Genomic DNA, 21990 nt, shown 5'->3' with positions numbered 1-21990 from the left:
TACGCACATAAATAACGGCACATAAGACCCGACACAATGAGCACAATCGTTCTGCCGCCCTTGGCCCTGCCCGAAAACCTGAACTACATCGCTGTTTTCCTGACCCTCGACTGCAACCTGAACTGCGCGTACTGCATCAACGACCCCGAGCAGGGCGGACAGCGGCGCGACCTGTTTCACAACCCTGACACCGCCCTGCCCCCGCAAGACTGGATACGCGGCCTGTCGCGCATTCCGTTCTCCGACGACCTGCCGATTACCCTACAGGGCGGCGAGCCCACTTTATACTGGGGCAGCAAGGGCCTGGGCGAGATTCTGGCCGGGCTGCCGCACTATTTCGACCTGCTTACCAACTTCGCCCTCAAACCGGATAAATTCGCGCGCCTCCTCAACGGCCAGCAGAAGAAGCTGCAGCGCGATGCGCCCTACCCGTCGATTCGCGTCAGCTACCACCCGGAAGAGATGGAGCGCACCTGGAAGGGCCGAGGCTTCGAGGAACTGGTCGAGCGTTGCGCCGCACTCGCCGATCATGGCTTCCGCGTTTCGCCGGTAAAAGCAGAAAGCGATGTCGGTATCTATATGGTGGCGCACCCTGACAATGCCGTCACACCCCGCATGAGAGCCGCCTGCAAGGATCGCGTCCCATTCGAGGCCAAGGAATTCCTTGGCATGCACAATGGGCAACTGTTCGGCTCTTACCTTTACCCTTTTTCAACGCACCTGACCGCCGCCAACATCTACCCCCGCACCCTCAACTGCGAGTGCCGCACCAGCGAATTGCTGCTCGACCCGCTCGGCTTCGTCTGGGGGTGTCATTTCTACCTTTATGAAGCATGGAAAAACGGGGTTGCAGAGCGCGAATTTCCTGGACTGCGGCAGATGGATTACCGCTTCAATCGGAATTCTGACCGACTGTTTGCCAATGAGGTGTTGCGGCCGATAGGACATATTCTCGACCCGGATTTCGCCATGGACAGCTTGCGCCAGTTCCGCCCCTGCTCCTATTATGGGCGCTGTATCGGCTGCGATACCAAGGTCAAAAACAACCGTTTCCAGAGCCTGGACGACAAGAACATCGCCCACACCTCGGTGGAGATCCGCAATATCGAAATGCCCCCCGAGTTGCTCGACCACCCGGAAATTCTGCCCCATCAACGGAAATATCTGCGCGCATGAACCCTCCATCCACATCCTTCACTCTCCTGGACGAACGTAAACACCGTGTATTGATCCTAAAAATGGGATACAGCGAAACCCTGGACCCGGACATCAGCGGAGTGGTCAGTCTGGGCGACATCCTGCGTACCACTGTGATATTGCACGCCTTCCCCCCGGAGCGATATGAAGTCACCTGGCTGGTGGACCAGAAAGGTGTCGACCTGCTCAAGGGCAATCAATATATCCACCGCATCCTCACGGTAAATACCTTTACGTCTTTCCACCTCATGAGCGACTGGTTCGACGTGGTCGTGAACTTCGAGAAGGACCCCGGCATCTGCGCCATGGTAGACAAGATTTCCGCCTGGCGACGCTATGGCTTTCGCTTCGACCATGTCACCCATGAAGCCCATGCTTACGACAACTCGGACCAGGCGCTGTCGATGAGCAAGAGCATGAGCTTCAAACGTGAACAGTCCAAAAGCTGGTCCACCATGCTGTACGAAATGATTGGCCACCCATACAAAAATGAGCCATACATCCTTGGCTACCAGCCAAAATCACAGGAAATTTACGATATCGGTCTGAATCATCAGGTTGGCGGAAAATTTCCCATCAAGCGCTGGCCTGACCCAAACTGGCAGCAACTGCACGATACTCTTGAAGGAGAATATTCGCTTTCCTGGCAACAGGGCATGGACAATATCGAAAGCTACATCGATTGGATCAACAGCTGCCGCCTCCTCATCACAAACGACTCACTCGGTCTGCATATTGCCTTGGCCCTGGGGAAAAAAGTGATCGCCTTGTTCGGCCCGACCAAAGCGAACGAAGTAGATGAACATAGCTCTCTGATCAAACTCTTGCCTGATGTCAACTGGACTTGCATGCCCTGTTTGGGAACGTCCTGCCACAACCCAGCGGGATTATGCATGGACCATATCTCTCAAGATCGTGTCATCGAGGCCGTTAAGAAACAACTAAGCTCACACACAGAAACTCCTTATGTCTGACACCTATGGCATCGATAGCCACAAACTCATGTACCACCCTGCCCGCACCGCACAATTACTCGAAGTGGGGAATGACTGGGAAAAGGCAAAGCAGGTATACCCAATTTATATTGAAATCTCCCCGGTAGGGGCGTGCAACCATCGCTGCACTTTCTGCGCTGTGGATTACATCGGCTACCAGTCAGTGATGCTGGATGCAGAAATTCTGAAAGCTCGCTTGGCAGAAATGGGTGCCCTGGGGGTGAAAAGCGTGATGTATGCTGGCGAGGGCGAACCCCTGCTGCACAAGAAAATTGACGAAATCGTTATCGCCACCAAAGAAGCCGGCATCGACGTGGCGTTTACCACCAACGGCGTAGCGATGACCGAACGCTTCCTGCAAACTTTGCCCCACATTTCCTGGATCAAGGTCTCGCTTAACGCAGGAACCGCCGCCAGCTACGCCAAAATACACCAGACTAAGGAAGTGGATTTCGAGCGCGTGATCGCCAACCTGAAACGCGCCGTTGCGATGAAAAAGGCGCAAAACCTGAACTGCACCATCGGCGCCCAGTCCCTTCTGTTGCCCGAGAACATGAACGAGATGGAGACCCTGGCGCAAATCTGTCGTGACGAGATCGGGCTCGATTACCTGGTGATCAAGCCCTACTCACAGCATTTGAGCAGCGACACCAGAATTTACAGCGACCTGGACTACAGCGCTCTGATCCACCTTGGAGAAAGGCTGGCCGCATACAACACCGATTCCTTCCAGGTGATTTTTCGTGGCCATACCATGAAAAAAACCTTGGCTAAGGAATCCACACGCTATCCGCGCTGTTATGCCACACCCTTCGTCTGGGCCTATTTGATGGCCAACGGTGCCCTTTACGGTTGCAGTGCTTACCTTCTGGACAAACGCTTCGAGTATGGCAACATCAACCAGAGCACCTTCAAGGACATCTGGGAAAGCGAGCAACGACGCCAGAACTTCCACTTTATCCGGGATCAGCTGGACATAAAGGATTGCCGGGTAAATTGCCGGATGGACGAGGTCAATCGCTACCTGCATCGGATCGACCAGCATCTGGTACCTCATGTCAATTTCATCTGAGCTTCTTTCCATGCAACAAATGCAACCAGCCAGATTGTTCAAATCGATGCTCAGAATCCGGCGTATCGAGGAGGCGTTGGCAGACCGTTACGCCGAACAGGAGATGCGCTGCCCGATGCATCTGTGTATCGGGCAGGAGGCCATCGCCGTCGGCGTCTGCGCGGCACTCCACCCTACCGACCGGGTGTTCAGCAACCATAGAGCGCACGGACATTATCTTGCCAAAGGCGGAAATTTGAACGCCATGCTGGCCGAATTGTATGGCCGGGCCACAGGATGCTGCGGGGGACGCGGCGGCTCCATGCATCTCATCGATCTGGATGTCGGATTCATGGGCTCTACGCCTATCGTCGGCGGGACCGTGCCGCTGGCGGTTGGGTCCGCATGGGCATCTTCGCTCAAGCAAAGCGATCAAGTCACCGTGGTTTTTTTCGGCGATGGCTGCTTCGAGGAGGGTGTCGTCCACGAATCCTTGAATTTTGCGGCGCTGCACAAATTGCCGGTGCTATTCGTCTGCGAAAACAACGATTTCTCCGTTTACACGCGGCGCAACGAACGGCAGCCCGACCGACCGATTTACCGACTGGCCGAGGCGCATGGCATGGCGGCTTTTTCCGGCAACGGCAACGATGTGGAGGAGGTCCTGAATATTTCCAGCGAAGCGATCGACAACGCAAGGCTTGGCCGGGGTCCCCAGTTCATCGAATTCCGTACTTATCGCTGGAGGGAGCACTGCGGCCCAAATTTTGACGACGACCTGAATTACAGATCGACACAGGAAATCGAAAGCGGCATGGGTGACTGCCCCATCGCTAGCCATGCCGCCGAACTGACGCTGAAAGATGCGAGCTTTAGTCGAGACATTGAAAAATACGAGGACGAAATCAGGCAGGAAATCGCAGCCGCCTTCGAATTTGCGCTCTCCAGCAAAAAACCGACTAGCGAGGATGCCTGCGGGAAGGTTTATGCCTGAACTTGATATGAAGAAACGCACCATCAACTTCTCGGAAGCCATTCGAGAGGGCCTGGACCAGGCGATGGAGAAAGACGCCCGAGTCATTCTGATTGGCGAAGGCGTTCCCGACCCCAAGGCGATTTTCAACACAACCGCGGGGTTATTGGATAAATATGGCAAGCGGCGAGTTTTTGACATGCCACTGGCCGAGAACGGCATGACCGGGATATGCATCGGTGCCGCGCTTGGTGGAATGCGTCCCGTAATGGTGCATCAGCGAATTGATTTCGCTATTCTGGCGATGGACCAGTTGATCAACAATGCTGCCAAATGGCATTACATGTTCGATGGCAAGGCAACCGTCCCACTGGTTGTGCGAATGATCGTTGGCCGAGGATGGGGCCAGGGTCCGCAGCACTCTCAAAGCCTGCAGGCCATGTTTGCACAGATACCGGGGCTCAAGGTCATCATGCCGACCACCCCTCGTGACGCAAAGGGCATGCTCATTTCGGCAATAGAGGACGAAAACCCGGTCCTGTTTATTGAACATAGATGGCTTCACCCAATCAAAGGAACAGTACCAGAAGATTATTATCAAATTCCACTGGATCAGGCGGAAATTTTGCACACAGGCACGGACATCACCATTGCCGCTTTCTCCTATATGGCCTATGAGGCCCTTTCCGCAGCAAAGGCTTTGGCTTCGATGGGGATCAGCGTAGAGGTTTTGAATATGCGTAGTGTGCGCCCCCTTGATATTGACAGTGTTCTCGATTCAGTTCGGAAAACCGGACGACTGATCGTAGCAGACACCGCATCTCGAGCGGGTAGCATTGCCGGTGAGTTAATTAGCCAGGTTGTTGAGAACGCATTCGATGCGCTAAAAGCATGCCCGGTTCGAATTGCCTCACCAGATCACCCGGCTCCCACGTCACAGTACATGACCGAGAAGTATTATCCAGGTCCAAATACCGTGGCTGATGCTGTAGTTAAACTGATCGGTGCCGATATAAACCCTATCGATTACGCCAACTTGCTTGCAACGCTTCGAAGCGACAGACCTCATGACGTGCCCAATAACAAATACAGCGGTCCATTTTGACAGACCCCAATCAAAAACCTAATTCATGGACAGCCTCCTATGACAGATAAAACAAACCGTTTCGGCGAAACGGCCAAAACGGATATCCCCAACGATGTCCCCCTGGCAAACCAACCGGGACATAAGCTCAGGACCTCTAACGTCATCGTCGACCGTAGCGCGCTGGCCAAGCAAAACAAGGAACTGGAAGATTCCCGGAAACTTGCCGTCCCAGAGGGCCAGGAAGTGCAATTCGTCGAGGAAGCGGGACAGGTAGGCATCATCCGCTGGGATAAATCCTGGAAAAAAGATGGTGAAGCCGATGCCCCGAATACGTTCACTGGGCCTAGTTTCCGGAACAAAAAAGAAAAATTCCGTTTTGACGGTCACAAGCTCATGTATCACCTGGACCGAATCGCTGCGTGGGAACGCGGGGAGCGCTTTGCACCGGTCCACGTGGACATGGGATTGACCAAGTTCTGCAACACCGCCTGCCTTTACTGTTATGCCGTCGTGCAGAACATGACCAAGGGCACCATGATCCAGCGCGATGCGCTACTTCGATACATCGAGGACTGCGGCAAACTGGGGGTACGCTCGATCGGATTTATCGGCGATGGCGAGCCAACGCTTAACCCTGCGGTCTATGATGCAGCGGTACTGGCAAGAAAACTTGGTATAGATACCTCCATGGCGACCAACGGCTTGCTGCTCGATATGGATCGCGCGCATGACATTTTGCGCGACATGTCATGGATTCGATTTAATTTATCCGCGGGCGAGCGAGACGGCTTCCAGCGTGTGCACCAGTCCAAGGCCGACAACTTTGATGAACTGGTCGAAAAAATCCGCGCCCTGGTAAAAATCAAGAAGGAAAACGGCTACAAGTGCACCCTCGGTCTGCAGATGGTGCTGATCCCGGAATGCTACGACCAAGTCGTAAAGGAAGCCGAGTTGGGCAAAGAACTTGGGGTGGACTATTTTGTGATCAAGCATTGCTCCGACTCCGAATACAAGGAAATCGGCATCGATTACAAGGATTACCTGAGAATCGAGGACGTGCTGAAAGAAGTGGAAAAGCTGTCCACCGACGATTATGTGGTCCAGGTGAAATGGGACAAAATCAGGGCGGGAACGGAGTCTGCGCTATACAAGGACGGTTTCAGAAAATACGATGTCTGTTACGGAACGCCGTTCGTTTTACAAATATCCGGCAACGGCAAGGTTTACCCCTGCGGACCCTTCTTCAACAAGGACCGCTTTTACATCGGCGACCTCCATGAACAGTCATTTTTTGACATGGTGATGGGCGACCGCTATTGGGCGGTTCATCGCGATGTGTCCGAATCGGTTGATGTCCACAAGGATTGCGCGATTGGCTGCCGCCAGGATTACGTCAACAAATTCCTTTGGGATATGAAAAATCCGCCCGAGCACATCAACTTTATCTGAGGCAGTCCGCTGATGAACAGGGTGACCCCCAATAAGCTATTGCGGATATTGATCGTTCCCAACCACCCCAATGCATACGATCAGCGCATGGTGAAGGGACTGGCCAATGGATTTCACGTATTAGGCCACCATGCCCACGCCTTGTTCGCTCCACTGGCGCCCATCGCACTGTTGCGGATGTGCGAAAACCTGTCGATCGACGTCGTCATTCAAGTCAACCGCACGCGTGACCCCAACACGCCCCTGCCTTCCCATGTCCGCCATATTGCATGGTTCCAGGACGTTTTCCCGGAAACTCTCGAAGGCTTTGCGGAAGGCTTCGAAGCCTCGGATATTCTCTATGCATTGGGTGACGCGGGAGTCCTCGGCCTCCATACCGCACTGCCTTGTTACGTGGGGTCTCTGGTAACCGGCGTGGACCAGGCCGTTATCAACTCCCGCGACCGGCCCATTCATTCTGACCAAGTCGATTTTTCATTGTGTGGATTTATCCCCCGCCCGCCCGACACGACACCACAAATAGCCAGAAACGTGGCCGCGCAACGCCTAGCCGGGAAGCCTATTCAGAATCTGACGTCTCTGGCTCTTCGCAACATAATAGAAAACATATATCAAAACGTTGTTGAAGATACCTACCGCCCTTTACGGGGCGAGTTGGACATTCACGAACTGACCACGGAAATGCTCAAGAGCGTTGACCTGGATGAAAGCTCCCTTCCCCACGTCAAGGCTGATATCAATTACCTGACCAGGGAATATCCACGCCTGCTCGACCGCGTGGCATTGATCACGGAAATCCTCCAAGTTTCCAAGTCGCTGGAACTTTACGGCCCAGGATGGGCGTCCCATCCCATGTTCCAGCCCTACGCCCATGGCATGATTGAAACCCAGAGCGGCCTGCTCGACGTGTACCGGCGCTCCAGAATCAACCTGGCAAACAATACCCATGGACTCGGACTGCACAGCCGGACTTTTGAATGCATGGCGGTGGGCGGCTTCATCTTCACCCATGCATCTCCTCATGACGACAAGCCTGGGGGAATGCTGACCGCATTCGAACCCGGTATTCACTATGGCATGTTCACCCCTGAAAATATCCGTGAAGAAGCTCATCGCTGGCTGAAAAACGACAAAAAACGAATAGAGGCAGGATTTAGAGCGGCGGAGGTCATACGCGAACGGCACTGCTGGCATCATCGCGCGCAACAGATAATTAATGATTTAGGCAAATGAAGAGTGTCTGATCGGCACGGTCATTGGCAACTAATTAGGCTCTAGTTACATTAGGTAGTGACGGGCTCATCTAGTGAGCTCTGGGACGCGGATACTGTCCCCATGTCGCGCAGGGCGCGAGTACGTGGGGAACGAGATGAGACAAAATGAGTTGGCAGCGCTGATGAGCAAGCTGGACAAATTGACACGGTCGCAGCGGCAGGCGGTTACCGCGGAACTCACTGCAAGCGAGCGCCGAATGGCGTCGATCAAAACGATCGAAAGCACCGCCGGCGAAAGGGCGGCCTGTCCGCATTGCTGCCCCAAGGGGACCGTCAAGAACAGGATGGCCGATGGGTTGCAGCGGTATAGCCGGGTGTGCGGACGGAGCTTCAACGCACTGACGGGCACGCCGCTTGCCCGCCTTCGGATGAAGGGAAAATGGCTCGATCAGACGGCCGCCTTGCGAGATGGCTTGTCGCTCACCGAGGCCTCCCGACGCCTCGGCGTCTCGCGACCGACCGCGTTCCGCTGGCGCCACCGGTTTTTGGCGACGCCGAAAACCGTACAGGCTCGAGTCCTGGTGGGGATTGCAGAGAGTGACGAGACATATTTCTTGCGCTCCAGCAAAGGGCAACGCAAGGACCTCGGGCGAAATCCGCGCCACCGGGGTGGAAAGGCCACAAAGCGCGGCCTTTCCAAGGAACAGGTTCCAGTCTTGGTCGCGCGCGATCGCGCCGGCAGTACCGCCGACTTCGTGCTGGAGGCAGACGACCATGCCCATGTGGCCGCCGCATTGAAGCCCCTTCTGCCGAGGGACACGATTCTGTGCACTGACGGCAGCAGCGTGCTCACTGCCGCCGCGCGCGAGATGGGTGTTACCCATCGCCCGGTCAACCTCTCCAGCGGCATCCGCATTGTCGCCGGGGTTTACCATGTCCAGAACGTGAACGCTTACGATTCCAGGCTCAAGACCTGGATGCGCCGATTCAACGGCGTTGCGACCAAGTAACTCGACAGTTACCTGGGTTGGTTCCGAGCTATCGACCGGTATCGCGGCGAGCCGCTGAATCCGGCGTCGTTGCTGGCCATGGCGGCTAGAGGGTGAGTGCATCATCGGTTAATGTGACTAGAGCCAAACATGATCGATCAGGAAGTGTTGGGTTTCCTGATCTTCAATTCTTACCTCGAAATTTAGAAAGGTATCCCGTTGTTTACGGGAATATAGTGTCCCCACTCTAACGCTTGCTGCCGCTGTGCAGCTCCCACCAACCCTACCGCGTCTTGATCAGTCCCTGAATTTTGCCATTGCACGATAGCGTAGCCAAAATGCCATCCGACGGTATCTATCTTAAGATAAGCACTTTTACCTGCCCCGATTTGAGTATTTGAATTTTGAAAATTTACATAGGTCAGACTAGAGCTAGGCACTACCGTACCATCTTCCTGATAAACAGTGATTTGTACATTTAGCGCGTGAGTAGTAATGTTTGATAAAAAGATATTGGTCCTTTGCCAATCCGGTTGCGTGGTATCTGCGCCAAACATTGGGACTATGGCCTTACCGCTTCCGGCAAATGCGTTAAATGATAGCGACAAACAACAAGCAACCAAAATTGAGTACATCTTTTTCATGATTTTTTCCTTTACAGAATGTTGTCGAATTACTATTGGCTTTCCGAAGAAAGTTAATTAATACTAGCGCACAATCTACGTACGTTTCTGGGTATTGACCTAGGAACTTATTTTCAATAACGAAGGGAATTAAGAATGGATGGTTATGGTGAGGGTTCGTGGGCGGGGAGTTCTTTTTCAACACTTAAAATCACGCCTCATAATTTGCTCTTGCCGGAGTATATCCAGCAACGCACTACTGATTTAGCACTTGCCGCAAAAGACAGCGACTGGTGCCCTAATGGAGGGTGGCAATTTCCTTTTGATTTTGGTCACGGCATCATTGCGCCGACCTATACGCCAGTGCAGCAGATGCACCCATGGCGCCGCGATATGTTGGTTTCCATCATTCAAGAAAATGTTCCGGCAAACTATGCTGATCTTTCCGTTCTTGATCTTGGTGCTGGAGAAGGTGCAATGGCGGTTGCGCTTTGGGCGATGGGTTTTCGGGAGATTACCTGTGTTGAAAACCGCCCTTTGAATATCGAGAAAGCCCAATTCGCATGTGAAGTCTATGGTGCTAAAGCGAACTTTGTACATTCAACAGTAGATGAGTTTCTCAGCCAGAATGATAATAGTTACGACATAGTCATTTTTATGGGTTTGTTGTACCACGTTCTCAATCCATTTGAGATGGCTCGCGCTATCGGGAGAGTGGCCAGACATTCCTGCATATCCGAAACGGTTATCGCCCAACCCCGCTTAACAGGATTTGATAATCGTCCCAATTATCAGCCGAGTGAAGCCGCCTTCTATATTCGAGTTGATAGCACCAAATCTCATACGGCAGGAATTTATGATCTTGAATTGTGGCCTACGGAAGATGCATTAATAACACTATTTCAACATGGCGGATTCAACAAAGTGCAACTGATCCCAAACAAGGGAATAGTGCCGCCTGATTTTCAGAGCGGTGGCCGGCGTTTCGCTTTCGCAAAGAAATAAAATTAGGCTCTAGTTACATTAGGTAGTGACGGGCTCATCTAGTGAGCTCTGGGACGCGGATACTGTCCCCATGTCGCGCAGGGCGCGAGTACGTGGGGAACGAGATGAGACAAAATGAGTTGGCAGCGCTGATGAGCAAGCTGGACAGGACACTATTGGCGTTGGCCTCCAATTACGCCCCTGCCCAAGCATTGATGGGAGAGATTTATCGTCATGTTGGAGCTTTCGATCGCATGGTCTCGGCCTTTGCTGCCGCGCTAGCACTTGAACCCTAGCCCCTGAAAGGCATAACGATTTCGCGGATGCGCTTAATGAGATAGAAGCATGGGGCGCGTCACGGTTGCATTACCAACAGGCCCTTGCTTTAAATCCACAGGATGTCCGCGCGCTCGCTGGTTTGGCTTTGATAGATGCCCCCGATGTGGACGATGCTCAACGGGCAACATATTTCGTTTCATGGTCTGATGCTCCTCCTACAAACCGAACAGTTCAAAGCGCAAGCCAAATGGAACAAAAACCTGTCACCCTCCACAGAGATTTCAATGTACAGACGCGAAGCGAATTAAAGGATGAATACCGCGTCTTCTACGTCACCGCATGGGGCTACGCGGCCGACCATCTGTTCGGCTGGTTTCCCAAGGCGCTGAATTCCCACAAGGACATTTTCGCCCTGCTCGCCCATGAGGGATCCCGCCCGAAATACCTGAAAGAAAGGACTCGCGGAGAACGCCCGCCGCTGGTTCCTTTCACAGAATTCCTGAACGACATGGGGATGACCTATTCATCCATTGGCGATTGCTACTCCTACCGCGCCGGGCAGATGCCGGAACTGCTGAACGTTGAACGCTATAAAAACATTCCCGTCGTCAATCTCGTTCGCCACCCCGTGGCGTGGCTGGAATTCTACGTCCGCTGGCGCGCCAGCAATATGAGAATGCGCGCCGGCGCCTCCGACCCCCTTGCGTGGGAATGGAAAGTCGCCTGCCATGCCTATTTCGAGTATCTGGGATTGCGGCCCTACGCCAAGGATGAAATCGATGTCTGGGCAAGCTACCAAGGCATGTTCCAGCTCAACAACATACTGGGCGATATCAATGCGGTGCAACACCATCTACCCATCGAGGTGGTTGCCGAGAACCCCGCCATATTCAAGACGTTGGCCACTTATTTGACTCGCAACCGCGTAAAGTTCGATCAGGAGGACCTGGACCGCGCCTATTCCATGCGCCATACCCTGTTCCGCGGGGAAGCGCCGGTCGAATGCGAGCCGGCTCAGCTGATGCAAAGTTGGCCTGGCTGGAAAGTGGACGCTTTCCGCAAACTGGTTTCGCCGGAGGCCATTGATGTTTACTCGGCGTTTGGTTATGACCTGAAGGATATTACGCGACATCCGATAAGCATGGCCCCGGTGGCCGGCAAGATAAGCAGGCCGATATTCGTGAGTTCCATACCAAAATCAGGCACATGGCTGCTGCGCGACATTCTGGAGATGGCCACGGGGCTCAAATCCCATGAGCCGGAAATCGGCGTTGGCGAACCGGATTATGCGGATGCGAACCTGATCGAATTCCCATCCGGAACATTTTTTTCCTGGCATTCAGTCCTGACGCCGCAATCCATAGCACTCCTCAAGGGCGCCCAAGCCAAGAATATCTTCCTCATCCGCAACATCTACGATGTGCTGTTGTCCATGTACACCCACTTGACCCGTGATGTGGATGCCGCAATCGGCCGATCCATCGTCGGCAGCGACTATTTCGAGGGAAAATCCGTTGAACAATGCCTGTCTTTGATGATTTCTGGATTCACATCGCCCAGACTGACATGGATGGGTGCGATCCCCCTGATTAAACAGATGGATAGCATGCTTGAGCTGGTACAGTCCGGCAATGCCCTTCTATTGAGTTACGAACAGCTCACCGGCGAAAAACGCACTGCGATGCAGAGAATAGTGCAAGTAATAGGACTTCAGTTGCCCCCGGGGAAAATCGAAGAAATCGTCGCCGCCACCGACAAGGAGGCTATGCGCGAACGCAAAAAGGCTGAGGGGCAAGATCAACACATTCCCCTGCCGGAACACCGCTTAAGCCGAAATTCCTTTCAGCCCTACCACAAAGAAATGCTCGACTTGGCAGTTTTTGCCAACGCGCCCGGACTGCCCGCGCGCCTGGCAGCGCTCGGCTTTGATTCGATTCTGCGATTTGGAACACACTGAGGCTGACCCGCAGTGAAGGGAATGGGTTGCGCGGTCCTAGTCGCGGTTTCTGGAGCCTTAGCCAAACGTCGTCCTGCGACTTCAAGGGACCTTTCGGCACCATCAAGGTGGATGGGCCATACTATCCGATACAACGCTGCTATTCGGACAAAAGGCGCGATATCTTCCTGGTGGACTTCATCGGCAAAGCCCTTGCAGATGGGAACTCTATGTCTTGTAGACCTGGAATTTAATTACCTGAACAAGCAGTACTCTGCTTCCACATTTTCCAGATTCAACCCAAGCGCCTTCTGAAGGTATTCGGCCGCAATCTCATATTCTTTCATTTCGACGCACACACTACCGATATTGGTGAGTACGTCCGCATCGTTATGCAGCACGAAAGCTTTTTTGAAAGCGAGGACCGCCTCTTCAAGAGCCTGCGTTTTTTCACCATCAACTAGCTTTACACCGTGGGTCCAGAGTGTTTTGCCAAGCAGAAAGTGCGCGTCGAAGCGGTCGGGATAGCTGCCCGATAGCGAGCGGTAGCTGGCAATTACATCTTCCAGGCGCTTCAGTCCACGGTATATGTCGGCCAGCAGCAAATAAACATCCCACCCCCGCCTGTCCTCCACGGGTATTTTTCGCAGGCAGGCTGCGGCCTCCTCCATCTTGTCCTGCTTGAGCAGCAAGAGGCCCATGCTCAAGCTAGTATCCGAATCGTCTGGCGCCAGCTCAGAGGCTCTCGTATACCAGCTTATTGCATCATCCAGCCGCGCTTGCAATGCCTTCACCTCACCCATATTTTTCAGTGCTGGCACGAAGCCTGGATCCAGTTGTAAAACTCGCTGAAAGCATGTTTCTGCTTCTTCCAGGTCATTCATCTGCTTCAATGCAGTCCCAAAACCGTTCCATGCCTTGATATATTCAGGACGTAGCCTGACTGCTTCCTGGTAGGAGGCAAGCGAGTCTGCCAAACGATTTTGAAGGCACAAGACATTGCCCAGATTGTTATGAGCTTCGGCATAATCCGGCTTGATGGCAATAGCTCGCCGATAACTAGCCTCGGCCTGCCCCAGTTTTTTTTGCTCCTCAAGAACAACACCGAGGTTGTTATGTATCTCCGGGATATTGGGGTTAATTCGAATGGCTTTCTGCAACAAGTCTTCAGCCAGGGCGTAACGCTTCTGATCCGAATAAAGTAATCCGAGCAAATTCAATGCGTCCAACTGCTCGGGAATCGCTTGAAGAATGCGTTGGTAAAGTTCTTCCGCCTGCGCAAGATTCCCCTGTTGCTGGTGGTTTATGGCCAGTTGCAACGCCTCACCCAAAGTCAGATTTTTGCTTTCACTCATTTTTGGACATCCTTGTTGGTCAACCACTCTCGCCACATTTTCCGATAATTCTGCTCGACCATTCCCGTTATCGTGACAGGATTGCCGGCGGGTGACGCCTTGACTTGCTCGCGCAACCTCGCTCGCAATTCAGCCAGCGCACGAGGATTGGAAGCCTTGTTCCTCGCCAGCACCAGATAAGCCTCTCGATTATCTGCGACCCAGTCTTCAAGGCCAAGTGCGGTTTCGATGGCGGCAGTTACACGACTGGGCAAGGACGGCCCTTTGAGCGTCACCACTGGCACCCCCATCCACAGGGCCTCGAAGGTGCCAATCCCGCCACCATGAGGAAAAGGATCCAAGGCGATGTCCACCGCTCCGTAAGCTGCCATATGCTCGTACCAGGAGGTTCGCCCAAGCAAGGTCAGGCGCTCTGCGCCGACACCGCACTCCGCCATTTTATCGGCGATCCTGAGCCTCTGCGTCACATCGTCAAGTTCCTTGGCCTTAACAATCAGACGGGCTTCAGGCATTGCGAGAAGAATCTCCGCCCAAAGTGCGAGCGATGATTCAGAGATTTTCACCAGCCGGCTAAAACAACCGAAAGTAACATAGCCATTCTTCATTGCCGGCAGAGGTGCGACAGGTGGCGAATTGTCCGGGCAGGCATAGGGAATTAAACATGGCAGGTAGGCGATCTTCTCTGCAAAATAGTGGCATTCATCGGGAGGAATACTAACCGGATCGCCAAACAGATAATCCATGGCATCCAGCCCGGTACCGTGGCCATGCCCCCAGCCCGTCACCTGGACCGGCGCAGGTTTGCGCGCGAACAACAGCAACCTGTTCCCGGCGGAATGCGCAGCAAGATCCACCAGTATGTCGATCTTGTCGGCACGAATCATTGCATCCGCATCCGCATCGCTTTTACCCACGATATTGCGCCAACCAGTGACGCAATTGCGGAGTTTCTCCGTCATCTGGTCGTTACGCGGCGAATTGGAATAACAATAGACTTCGAAATTTTCCCGGTCATAACCACACAGCATGGGCTCAAAGGTATACGCCGCCGAGTGCATGCGAAAATCGGCGGAAACGTAGCCAACCCGCAATACGCGATTGGGGTCGCGATCGTTGGCGTGCGCTCGCCATAATTGCTGCAGCGGTGCGGCATACCGTGCATTCCACTTCTTGCGCTCTTCCTGCTGGCTCTCGGTTGTAGCCTGAGCATCGAAATCCATCAAAAAAATCAGGTTGCTGTGTGCCACAGCGTTCGTCGGGTTGAGGGATAACGCCCGCTGATGTGCTATTTTGGCATCCTCCAGTTTCCCTTCTCCCAGAAGAACATTTCCCAAGTTGCTCAGGGTGACGTCCTCATCCGGATTGGCCACCAGGGCCTGCGTATAACATTCGCGCGCCCGATCGAGTTGCCCGAGTTCATAATAGGTATTGCCCATATTCGTGTGGGCCATGGCAAAAGACGAATCCAGCGCCAACGCTTCTCGGTAGCAGTCCATGGCGTCTTGCAGGCGACCCATGCTGGCGTAGACAATGCCGATATTATTCAGTGCATAAAAAAATCCCGGCCTGATTTCCAGCGCTGTCCGGTAACTTTTAAGCGCCTCCTCCAACAGTCCATTTTCTACCAGCAACACGCCCAGATTGTTGTGCGCCTCGGGATAATCCGGCTTGAGCGCGATCGCCCTGCGAAACGCTGCCTCGGCCTCGCCCATCCGCCCAAGAAGCTGATGTAGCTCCCCCAGCCCATTCCAGGATTCCGCCTTGTTCGGATTGAGTTCCAGCGCCCTGCGAGAAGCCTTTTCCGCTTCATCAAGCCGGCCCGATTCCCGCAGCAAGGCGGCGTAATTGCCATGAGCCTCGGCGAAATCGGGTTGCAGTTCCAGCGCTTTCTGGAAGGCCTTTTCCGCCTTCTCCATCAAGCCCAGACGCTGCTGCACCTGCCCCAGCCCGCAATAGGCCTTGGCGTAGTTCGGCTTCAATTTGATGGCCTGCTCGAAGCGTTTGGCGGCCACCTCATATTTGCCGCCAAGGAAATTCACATTCCCCGCGTTAAACCACGCTTCGGCATAATTCGGCCGGAGCCTCAGCGCCTGTTCGAAGGCCTTGCCCGCATCCTCGAAGCGTTTCCGCTCCTGCAGAACCGTGCCCAGGTTGTTGTGCGCCTCGGGAAATTTAGGATTGAGGCGGATGGCCTGGCGGAACGACACCTCGGCTTCTTCAGGACGGCCCAGAGATTGCAGGGCAAGTCCCAGATTGTTGTGGAATTCCGGCACCCGCGCATCGGCCCGGACAGCCTGCTGAAGCAGATCTGCCGCGACATCGTGTCGCCCTACCTGGGATGCCAGCACGCCCAGGTAGTTATTGGCGTAAGGGTGCTGAGGTGCGCTGGCCAGCACCTGGCGGTAGAGTCCTTCCGCCTCGGCGAGACGACCGGCCTGGTGATGGGCCAATCCCTGCTGCAGCAGCGCATTCAATCCGGACGAAAGCTCATTTTTCATGCAGACATTCTATTCCGGCTGATTGAGCAAGGAGTCCATCACGCCGCGCAGGGTCTTGTCGACTTCTGCCACCACCTCTGCCCAGCCGCCCGGTTCGCGCTGGCGGAACAGGCGCATGCCCGGGTACCAGGGCGAATCGTCACGTTCGAGCAGCCAGCGCCAGTCCGGCGCATAACGAACAAGCGTCCACACGGACCGGTTCAGCGCGCCAGCCAGATGCGCCACGGCCGTATCCACCGAGACGACCAGATCGAGCTGTCCGATCAGGGCTGCAGTATCGGTAAAATTCGCCAGTTGAGCAGATACGTCGACCAGTCCGAGACGTTCCGCGCTGCCACCTTCCTGCGCGGTGGGTGCCCGATTTTGCAGGCTGATCCAGGTCACGCCGGGCATTTTCGCCATCTGTTCGAACTGGAGCAGTTCGATGGAACGCTCGCTGTCGGCCCCGTGCCGCGCATTGCCCTGCCAGCACAGACCGATCTTGATCGTGCCTGCATAGCAGGCCAGGCGCTCGCGCCAGACAGCGGATTTCTCCACGGAAATATTCAGATAAGGCACATTGACGGGAATCTTATCCAGAGCCGTCTGGAAAAGGCTGGGCAAGCTCAGCAAGGCGCAATGGGCATCGAAGGGCGGCAATTGCTCCTCGAATCCATATACCGCCGTCACCGCCTCCATGTCGCGAATCAGGTTTTGCAACGCCGGTGCGCACTGCACTACCACGCGCATTCCTTGCCGCGCGATGAAAGGCAGGTAGCGCGCAAACTGGATGGCGTCGCCGTAGCCCTGCTCGAAATGGACCAACAGGGTAGCCCCGGGGACGATCAGTCCGTCCCACTGCGGCCCGGGGTGGCGCGGCGGCTTGAGCCGCAGGCGCCACTCGTATTCGGCGAACCCCTCGCGCATCCTGCCCATCAGCAGCCATGCCATGCCGAGCGACGCATGCGCCTCGGCGAACTCCGGCCTCCCGGCAACGGCATTCTGGAAAGCCAGGGCGGCGTTTTCCAGCTGATTAAGCTCGCGGTAGGCCACGCCGAGATTGAAGTGCGCCATCGCCATTTCCGGCTTGAAGCGAATCGCGCTGGAGAACGCAGCGACCGCCTGTTGCAACTGTTTTCTCACCAGATGCAGCGTACCCAGGTTGTTGTGGGCTTCGGCATAATCGGGGGCGAGGCTCAATGCGTCGCCCAGGCAGCGCTCCGCCTCGTCCAGACGGCCCACCTGCCGGTACGCATCGCCGAGGGTCGCCAGCGCTTCCGCTGAAGCGCCGTCATGCGCAACGCTCTGCTCAAGCCACGGGATCGCTTGTTCGGTGTTCCCCGATTTCAGCTCTACCAGGCCGCGCGCATAGAGCGCGAGGGCCGATCCAGGCGCCTGTTCCAGTGCCTTTTGCAGGGCACTGCGGGCCTCGTCAACCCGTCCGGTTTCCAGGCTACGCATCGCAGCACAGACCTGTTCCTCGATTGCCGGGCCTGAATCAGGCTTTACCCGACCGGGAACGGGATAAGCCCTGAGCGCTTCGGTCACCCGTTCGATCACGGGTTGCCAGTTGCCCTGCACGGTCTGACGGAACAGACGCAGATTCGGATACCACGGGCTGTCGTCGCGCTCCAGCATCCAGCGCCAGCAGCCGTCGAAGCGCGAGAGCAGCCACACCGGCTTTCCCAGCGCGCCAGCCAGGTGGGCGACTGAGGTGTCGACGCTGATCACCAGATCCAGTTGCGAAACCAGGGCCGCCGTATCGGTAAAATCGTGGACCTCGTCCATCAGGTCAATCAACTTGCCGGGGTACCCGTGCGCCTCAAGGCCGGCCGTGCCTTTTTGCAGGCTGAAGAAGTCGATTCCGGGCAAATCCAGGAGGGGCGCGAAAGCGGAAAGAGACAAGCTGCGACGGCGGTCGATCAGATTGGAGTCAAGATCGCCCGGGCGCGGCGCCCCGGCCCACACCAGCCCCACGCGCATCCTGCCGCCGGCAGGCAAGCGCGCCGCCCATCGTTCGCGCAAGCCGGGCTCTGCATGCAGGTAAGGGACATCGGCAGGAATATTGCGCTCATCGTCCACACCCAGCCACAGGGGCAGGCTCAGGAGTGCGCAATGCACGTCGAAATGAGGCAGGGGCTCGCCCTCCGCCACCACGGCATCCACGCCCGCCACGGATTGCAACAGGCGTTTCAGCAGCGGCTGGCAGCGCAGCACCACCCGCCCGCCCCGTGCCGCCACCAGCGGCGCAAAGCGGACAAACTGCAGCGTATCTCCCATGCCCTGCTCGGCGTAGAGCAGAATGGTTCTGCCGCCCAGGTTTTCACCCTGCCAGGCCGGGGTGGAAAAATCGGGATACAGGTGGCGCGTATCCGGACGTCTGAGACGCCACTCGTACTCGCGCCAGCCATTGTTGAAATCGCCCTGCAACAGGTAAACCAACGCGCGGTTCCAGTGCGCCTCGGCATAGTCCGGCGCGATTTTGATCGCTTCTGAATACGCATGGCGCGCCTTGACAATCCGGTTCCCGGCCTTCAGCACGTTGCCCAGATTATTCCAGGCCGAGGCATAGCCCGGGCGAAGCGCATGCGCCCGGCGCAAGCACTTCTCGGCCTCCGCCAAATGACCGGTATCCAGCAAAACCGCGCCAAGGTTATTAAGCGCCTCGGGATAATCCGGGCGGGATTTCAGCGCCTGCCTCAAGTGGCGCTCGGATTCCCCGAGGCGCCCCTGATAGCGAAAAATCACGCCGAGATTTCCATGTGCCTCGGCCATGTCCGGGTAGAGGGAGAGCACTTCGACCAGGAGATTTTCGGCCTCGGCCAGGCGATTTTCGGCCAGCAGCGCGGGCACATCCACCAGCACGGCACGATAGCAAGCTTCGGCGTCAGCGAGGGGGTTGGCCTGATGAGGGGGCAAATCCTGAGAAATTCCATCCATGGAAATATGATAACCGGAAACACTGAGATTCTGCCTCGGAACATGCCCGCCTCACCGTGAAATGATTTTCCTCAAGTTTTCTGCCTAACTTCCGCTACCAGATGAAACTTAGGACTATCAAGAACCTAGCCTAAAGCAAATCGGAGAACATTTTTGGCACTAACGATCAACACCAACGTTCCATCGCTCAACACGCAACGGCAACTTAACGCCAGCCAAGCTTCACTGACGACATCGTTGCAGCGTTTGTCCTCCGGTTTGCGCATCAACTCGGCAAAGGACGATGCTGCCGGTTTGGCGATTTCCGAACGTTTCACCACCCAGGTTCGTGGCATGGACCAGGCGCGTCGTAATGCTAACGACGGCGTATCCCTCGCCCAGACAGCGGAAGGTTCGATGGAGCAGATGGGCAACCTGATGCAGCGTATCCGCGAGTTGGCGGTGCAGGCCGCCAACGCGACCAATACCGCATCCGACCGCCAGGCGCTGAATCAGGAAGCCACGCAACTTAACCAGGAACTGAGCCGCTTCGCGAGCACGACTGAGTTCAACGGACAAAAACTGTTCGACGGCACATTCGGCTCTGCCGTGTATCAAGTCGGCGCCAATGCCAATCAAACCATTACCGCGACCACTACTAACTTCCTGACGTCCCAGTATGGAACGTATGAAATTGGCAAGCAGAACACCCGCTCGGTTGGTTTGTATAATGCAGGCACTACCCTGGCGACACTGCAGACAGGCGAGGTAGTAAGCACTGCGGGTACGGCCACCATCAATGGCGCAACCGGGAGCGGATCCATTACGCTGGCCGTAACGGATTCCGCGCGGGATGTTGCGACAAAAATTAATACTGTGAGCCAGACAGGGGTGAAAGCTGCAGCCTTTACCGAAACCACGTTGACTTTGAGCGCATCAGGCAGCTACGCGCTCGACGTATATGGATCGAACACAACTGCGGCAAACGTTGCCTTCTCGATTTCGTCGCCCACCGGAGCGGAGGGCCTCTCCCAGGCGGTCTCGGCATTCAACAATGCCGCAAGCACGACTGGCATTTCCGCCAAGCTGGACGGAGCGACCGGCATCGTGCTAACCCAGGCGGAGGGATATAATATCGCTTTGGTTGCGACGGGTGCCAATACGACCGCAGGCGACATGACTGCGGGCGGCATCACCATGACAAAAGCCTATGTAGATGCGGTTCCATATGGCGGAAATCTTGTGGTTGGAGGACAAGTCAACTTGGATTCCGACAAGTCATATTCCGTAGTCAGCACCGGTGCTGCCCTGACATCGGGCGTATTTGGCGCGGCTTTGGCAGCGAATGGCAGAGTGGCGTCATCCTTACAGTCAGTCTCGACCATCGATATCACGACTACTGCAGGAGCAACCCAAGCACTGCGCATTGCCGATATGGCGCTGACCGCCATCAACAGCCAGCGTTCCGGTTTTGGCGCGTTGCAAAACCGTTTTGAAGCGACCATCAACAACCTGCAAACGACATCGGAAAACATGTCTTCCGCGCGCAGCCGTATTCGTGATGCGGACTTCGCGGCAGAAACTGCAAACCTGACACGTTCCCAGATTCTGCAGCAAGCAGGTACGGCGATGCTGGCGCAGGCCAATTCTTTGCCAAACTCCGTGTTGAGCCTACTGCGCTAACTAATACCGAACACGTTCTGGCTTTTTCGCCCTGAAATACTCGGTGTTCTGATAAAACGCAGGGGTCTCGTTATCCGGCCACCAACCCGGCACACCAAGCAGTGGAACCGGGCACAGGGCGTCGTTTACCCGCTCGGCAAGCCCACTGGCAATCAGCTGGTCTAGTTCCTGCGCCTGTTCCCCAGGAAAAGCCGCCAATGATGATCCGACTCTCAGCATCAGCCCTTTTCCGGTGAACCCGACATAGGGCTTGAGCGCCTTTTCATAGAGCGAATGTCCGAAAATGACGAATTTCATTCGTTCCGTCACGGCCTGGCGCCGCTCCCAGAACAGCTCAGTCCAGCGATGCTCACGCAGCAAATCCGCCTGTTCATCGTCCGCATATAACACCACCACGCCGCTTTCGTCGAAGAGCGTCAGGACGTCCTGGGTTTTACCGCGATTTCCGGCTTCAGCACTTGCAGACTGTGAAATGGCGGAAAAATGCAGGGCATTGATGGCCGTCTTGGTTTCCGGGAACGCCAGCCACACCAGCGCGTTGAACAGATCGTGCCAGTTTTCCGTGCGGGTCTGCACTTCGCCGCTGAGATAGATGCGGGCCTCGTACTTTTCTTCCATGCACCGCGGCTTGCCGTCCTGGGGTACAAAGCGGATGGCCGCGCCGCTCGCGGTGCGGATGGAGGGCGAAAGCAGCGCGTTCAACTCGTCCAGCGTGGGCCAGCGCTCGAGCTTTTCGAGCGATTCGCCCACGCCGCGCAGCGGCTCGAACATGGGGGACG

16 protein-coding genes and 1 pseudogene are annotated in these 21990 nt (G+C 55.4%); 12 read left to right on the top strand and 5 right to left on the bottom strand.

The window, feature by feature from the left end:
• The first annotated feature begins 36 nt into the window (after positions 1-36).
• From SKTS_RS09270 to SKTS_RS09235, 8 genes and pseudogenes are all read left to right on the top strand, one after another.
• On the top strand, positions 37-1176 hold the full coding sequence (locus SKTS_RS09270) for a radical SAM family protein (RefSeq protein ID WP_173063675.1): 1140 nt from the start codon (positions 37-39) through the stop codon (positions 1174-1176).
• The gene (locus SKTS_RS09265) at positions 1173-2171 is read left to right on the top strand and encodes a glycosyltransferase family 9 protein (RefSeq protein WP_173063672.1); all 999 of its coding nucleotides are present in this window, start codon (positions 1173-1175) and stop codon (positions 2169-2171) included. The genes SKTS_RS09270 and SKTS_RS09265 overlap by 4 nt, the downstream gene beginning before the upstream one ends.
• A complete protein-coding gene (locus SKTS_RS09260) occupies positions 2164-3264 on the top strand; it encodes a radical SAM protein (RefSeq protein WP_173063669.1) in 1101 nt (366 codons plus the stop codon). Before SKTS_RS09265 ends, SKTS_RS09260 begins: the two co-directional genes overlap by 8 nt.
• Before the next feature lie 10 nt (positions 3265-3274).
• A complete protein-coding gene (locus SKTS_RS09255; RefSeq protein ID WP_173063666.1) occupies positions 3275-4237 on the top strand; it encodes a thiamine pyrophosphate-dependent dehydrogenase E1 component subunit alpha in 963 nt (320 codons plus the stop codon).
• Positions 4230-5321, top strand: coding sequence for an alpha-ketoacid dehydrogenase subunit beta (locus SKTS_RS09250; RefSeq protein WP_198420458.1), 1092 nt, complete (start codon positions 4230-4232; stop codon positions 5319-5321). Before SKTS_RS09255 ends, SKTS_RS09250 begins: the two co-directional genes overlap by 8 nt.
• A gap of 39 nt (positions 5322-5360) precedes the next feature.
• Positions 5361-6752 (top strand): radical SAM protein, encoded by a 1392-nt coding sequence (locus SKTS_RS09245; protein WP_173063663.1) that lies wholly within the window; start codon positions 5361-5363, stop codon positions 6750-6752.
• A 12-nt stretch (positions 6753-6764) separates the two neighbouring features.
• Positions 6765-7985 (top strand): glycosyltransferase family protein, encoded by a 1221-nt coding sequence (locus SKTS_RS09240; RefSeq protein WP_173063660.1) that lies wholly within the window; start codon positions 6765-6767, stop codon positions 7983-7985.
• Between the two features lie 136 nt (positions 7986-8121).
• A pseudogene (locus tag SKTS_RS09235) lies at positions 8122-9072 on the top strand (IS1595 family transposase).
• A gap of 86 nt (positions 9073-9158) precedes the next feature.
• Here the strand turns inward: SKTS_RS09235 and SKTS_RS09230 are convergent.
• Positions 9159-9599, bottom strand: coding sequence for a hypothetical protein (locus tag SKTS_RS09230; RefSeq protein ID WP_173063657.1), 441 nt, complete (start codon positions 9597-9599; stop codon positions 9159-9161).
• Positions 9600-9734: 135 nt separating this feature from the next.
• On the opposite strand from SKTS_RS09230, the gene SKTS_RS09225 reads away from it, so the two are divergent.
• From SKTS_RS09225 to SKTS_RS09215, 3 genes are all read left to right on the top strand, one after another.
• Complete coding sequence (locus SKTS_RS09225) at positions 9735-10583, top strand: class I SAM-dependent methyltransferase (RefSeq protein WP_173063654.1); 849 nt, start codon at positions 9735-9737, stop codon at positions 10581-10583.
• 131 nt (positions 10584-10714) lie between these two features.
• Positions 10715-10858, top strand: a complete 144-nt coding sequence (locus tag SKTS_RS09220; protein WP_173063651.1) for a hypothetical protein — start codon at positions 10715-10717, stop codon at positions 10856-10858.
• 230 nt (positions 10859-11088) lie between these two features.
• Complete coding sequence (locus tag SKTS_RS09215; RefSeq protein ID WP_173063648.1) at positions 11089-12798, top strand: sulfotransferase domain-containing protein; 1710 nt, start codon at positions 11089-11091, stop codon at positions 12796-12798.
• Positions 12799-13031: 233 nt separating this feature from the next.
• Here SKTS_RS09215 and SKTS_RS09210 read toward each other — a convergent pair whose 3' ends face one another.
• The 3 genes from SKTS_RS09210 to SKTS_RS09200 are packed head-to-tail and all read right to left on the bottom strand — an operon-like array spanning position 13032 to position 19549.
• Positions 13032-14132 (bottom strand): tetratricopeptide repeat protein, encoded by a 1101-nt coding sequence (locus SKTS_RS09210; protein WP_173063646.1) that lies wholly within the window; start codon positions 14130-14132, stop codon positions 13032-13034.
• Complete coding sequence (locus SKTS_RS09205) at positions 14129-16630, bottom strand: tetratricopeptide repeat protein (protein WP_173063643.1); 2502 nt, start codon at positions 16628-16630, stop codon at positions 14129-14131. Before SKTS_RS09205 ends, SKTS_RS09210 begins: the two co-directional genes overlap by 4 nt.
• Positions 16631-16639: 9 nt before the next feature.
• Positions 16640-19549, bottom strand: coding sequence for a tetratricopeptide repeat protein (locus tag SKTS_RS09200; protein ID WP_173063640.1), 2910 nt, complete (start codon positions 19547-19549; stop codon positions 16640-16642).
• Positions 19550-19702: 153 nt separating this feature from the next.
• Here SKTS_RS09200 and SKTS_RS09195 point away from each other — a divergent pair, with 153 nt between their 5' ends.
• Positions 19703-21211, top strand: a complete 1509-nt coding sequence (locus SKTS_RS09195) for a flagellin N-terminal helical domain-containing protein (protein ID WP_173063637.1) — start codon at positions 19703-19705, stop codon at positions 21209-21211.
• Here the strand turns inward: SKTS_RS09195 and SKTS_RS09190 are convergent, their stop codons facing one another.
• Complete coding sequence (locus SKTS_RS09190) at positions 21212-21982, bottom strand: DUF3025 domain-containing protein (protein WP_244617489.1); 771 nt, start codon at positions 21980-21982, stop codon at positions 21212-21214.
• Between the last annotated feature and the right edge of the window lie 8 nt (positions 21983-21990).

This window comes from Sulfurimicrobium lacus (assembly GCF_011764585.1).
Taxonomy (GTDB): domain Bacteria; phylum Pseudomonadota; class Gammaproteobacteria; order Burkholderiales; family Sulfuricellaceae; genus Sulfurimicrobium; species Sulfurimicrobium lacus.
This window is presented reverse-complemented; position numbering and strand designations above follow the sequence as displayed.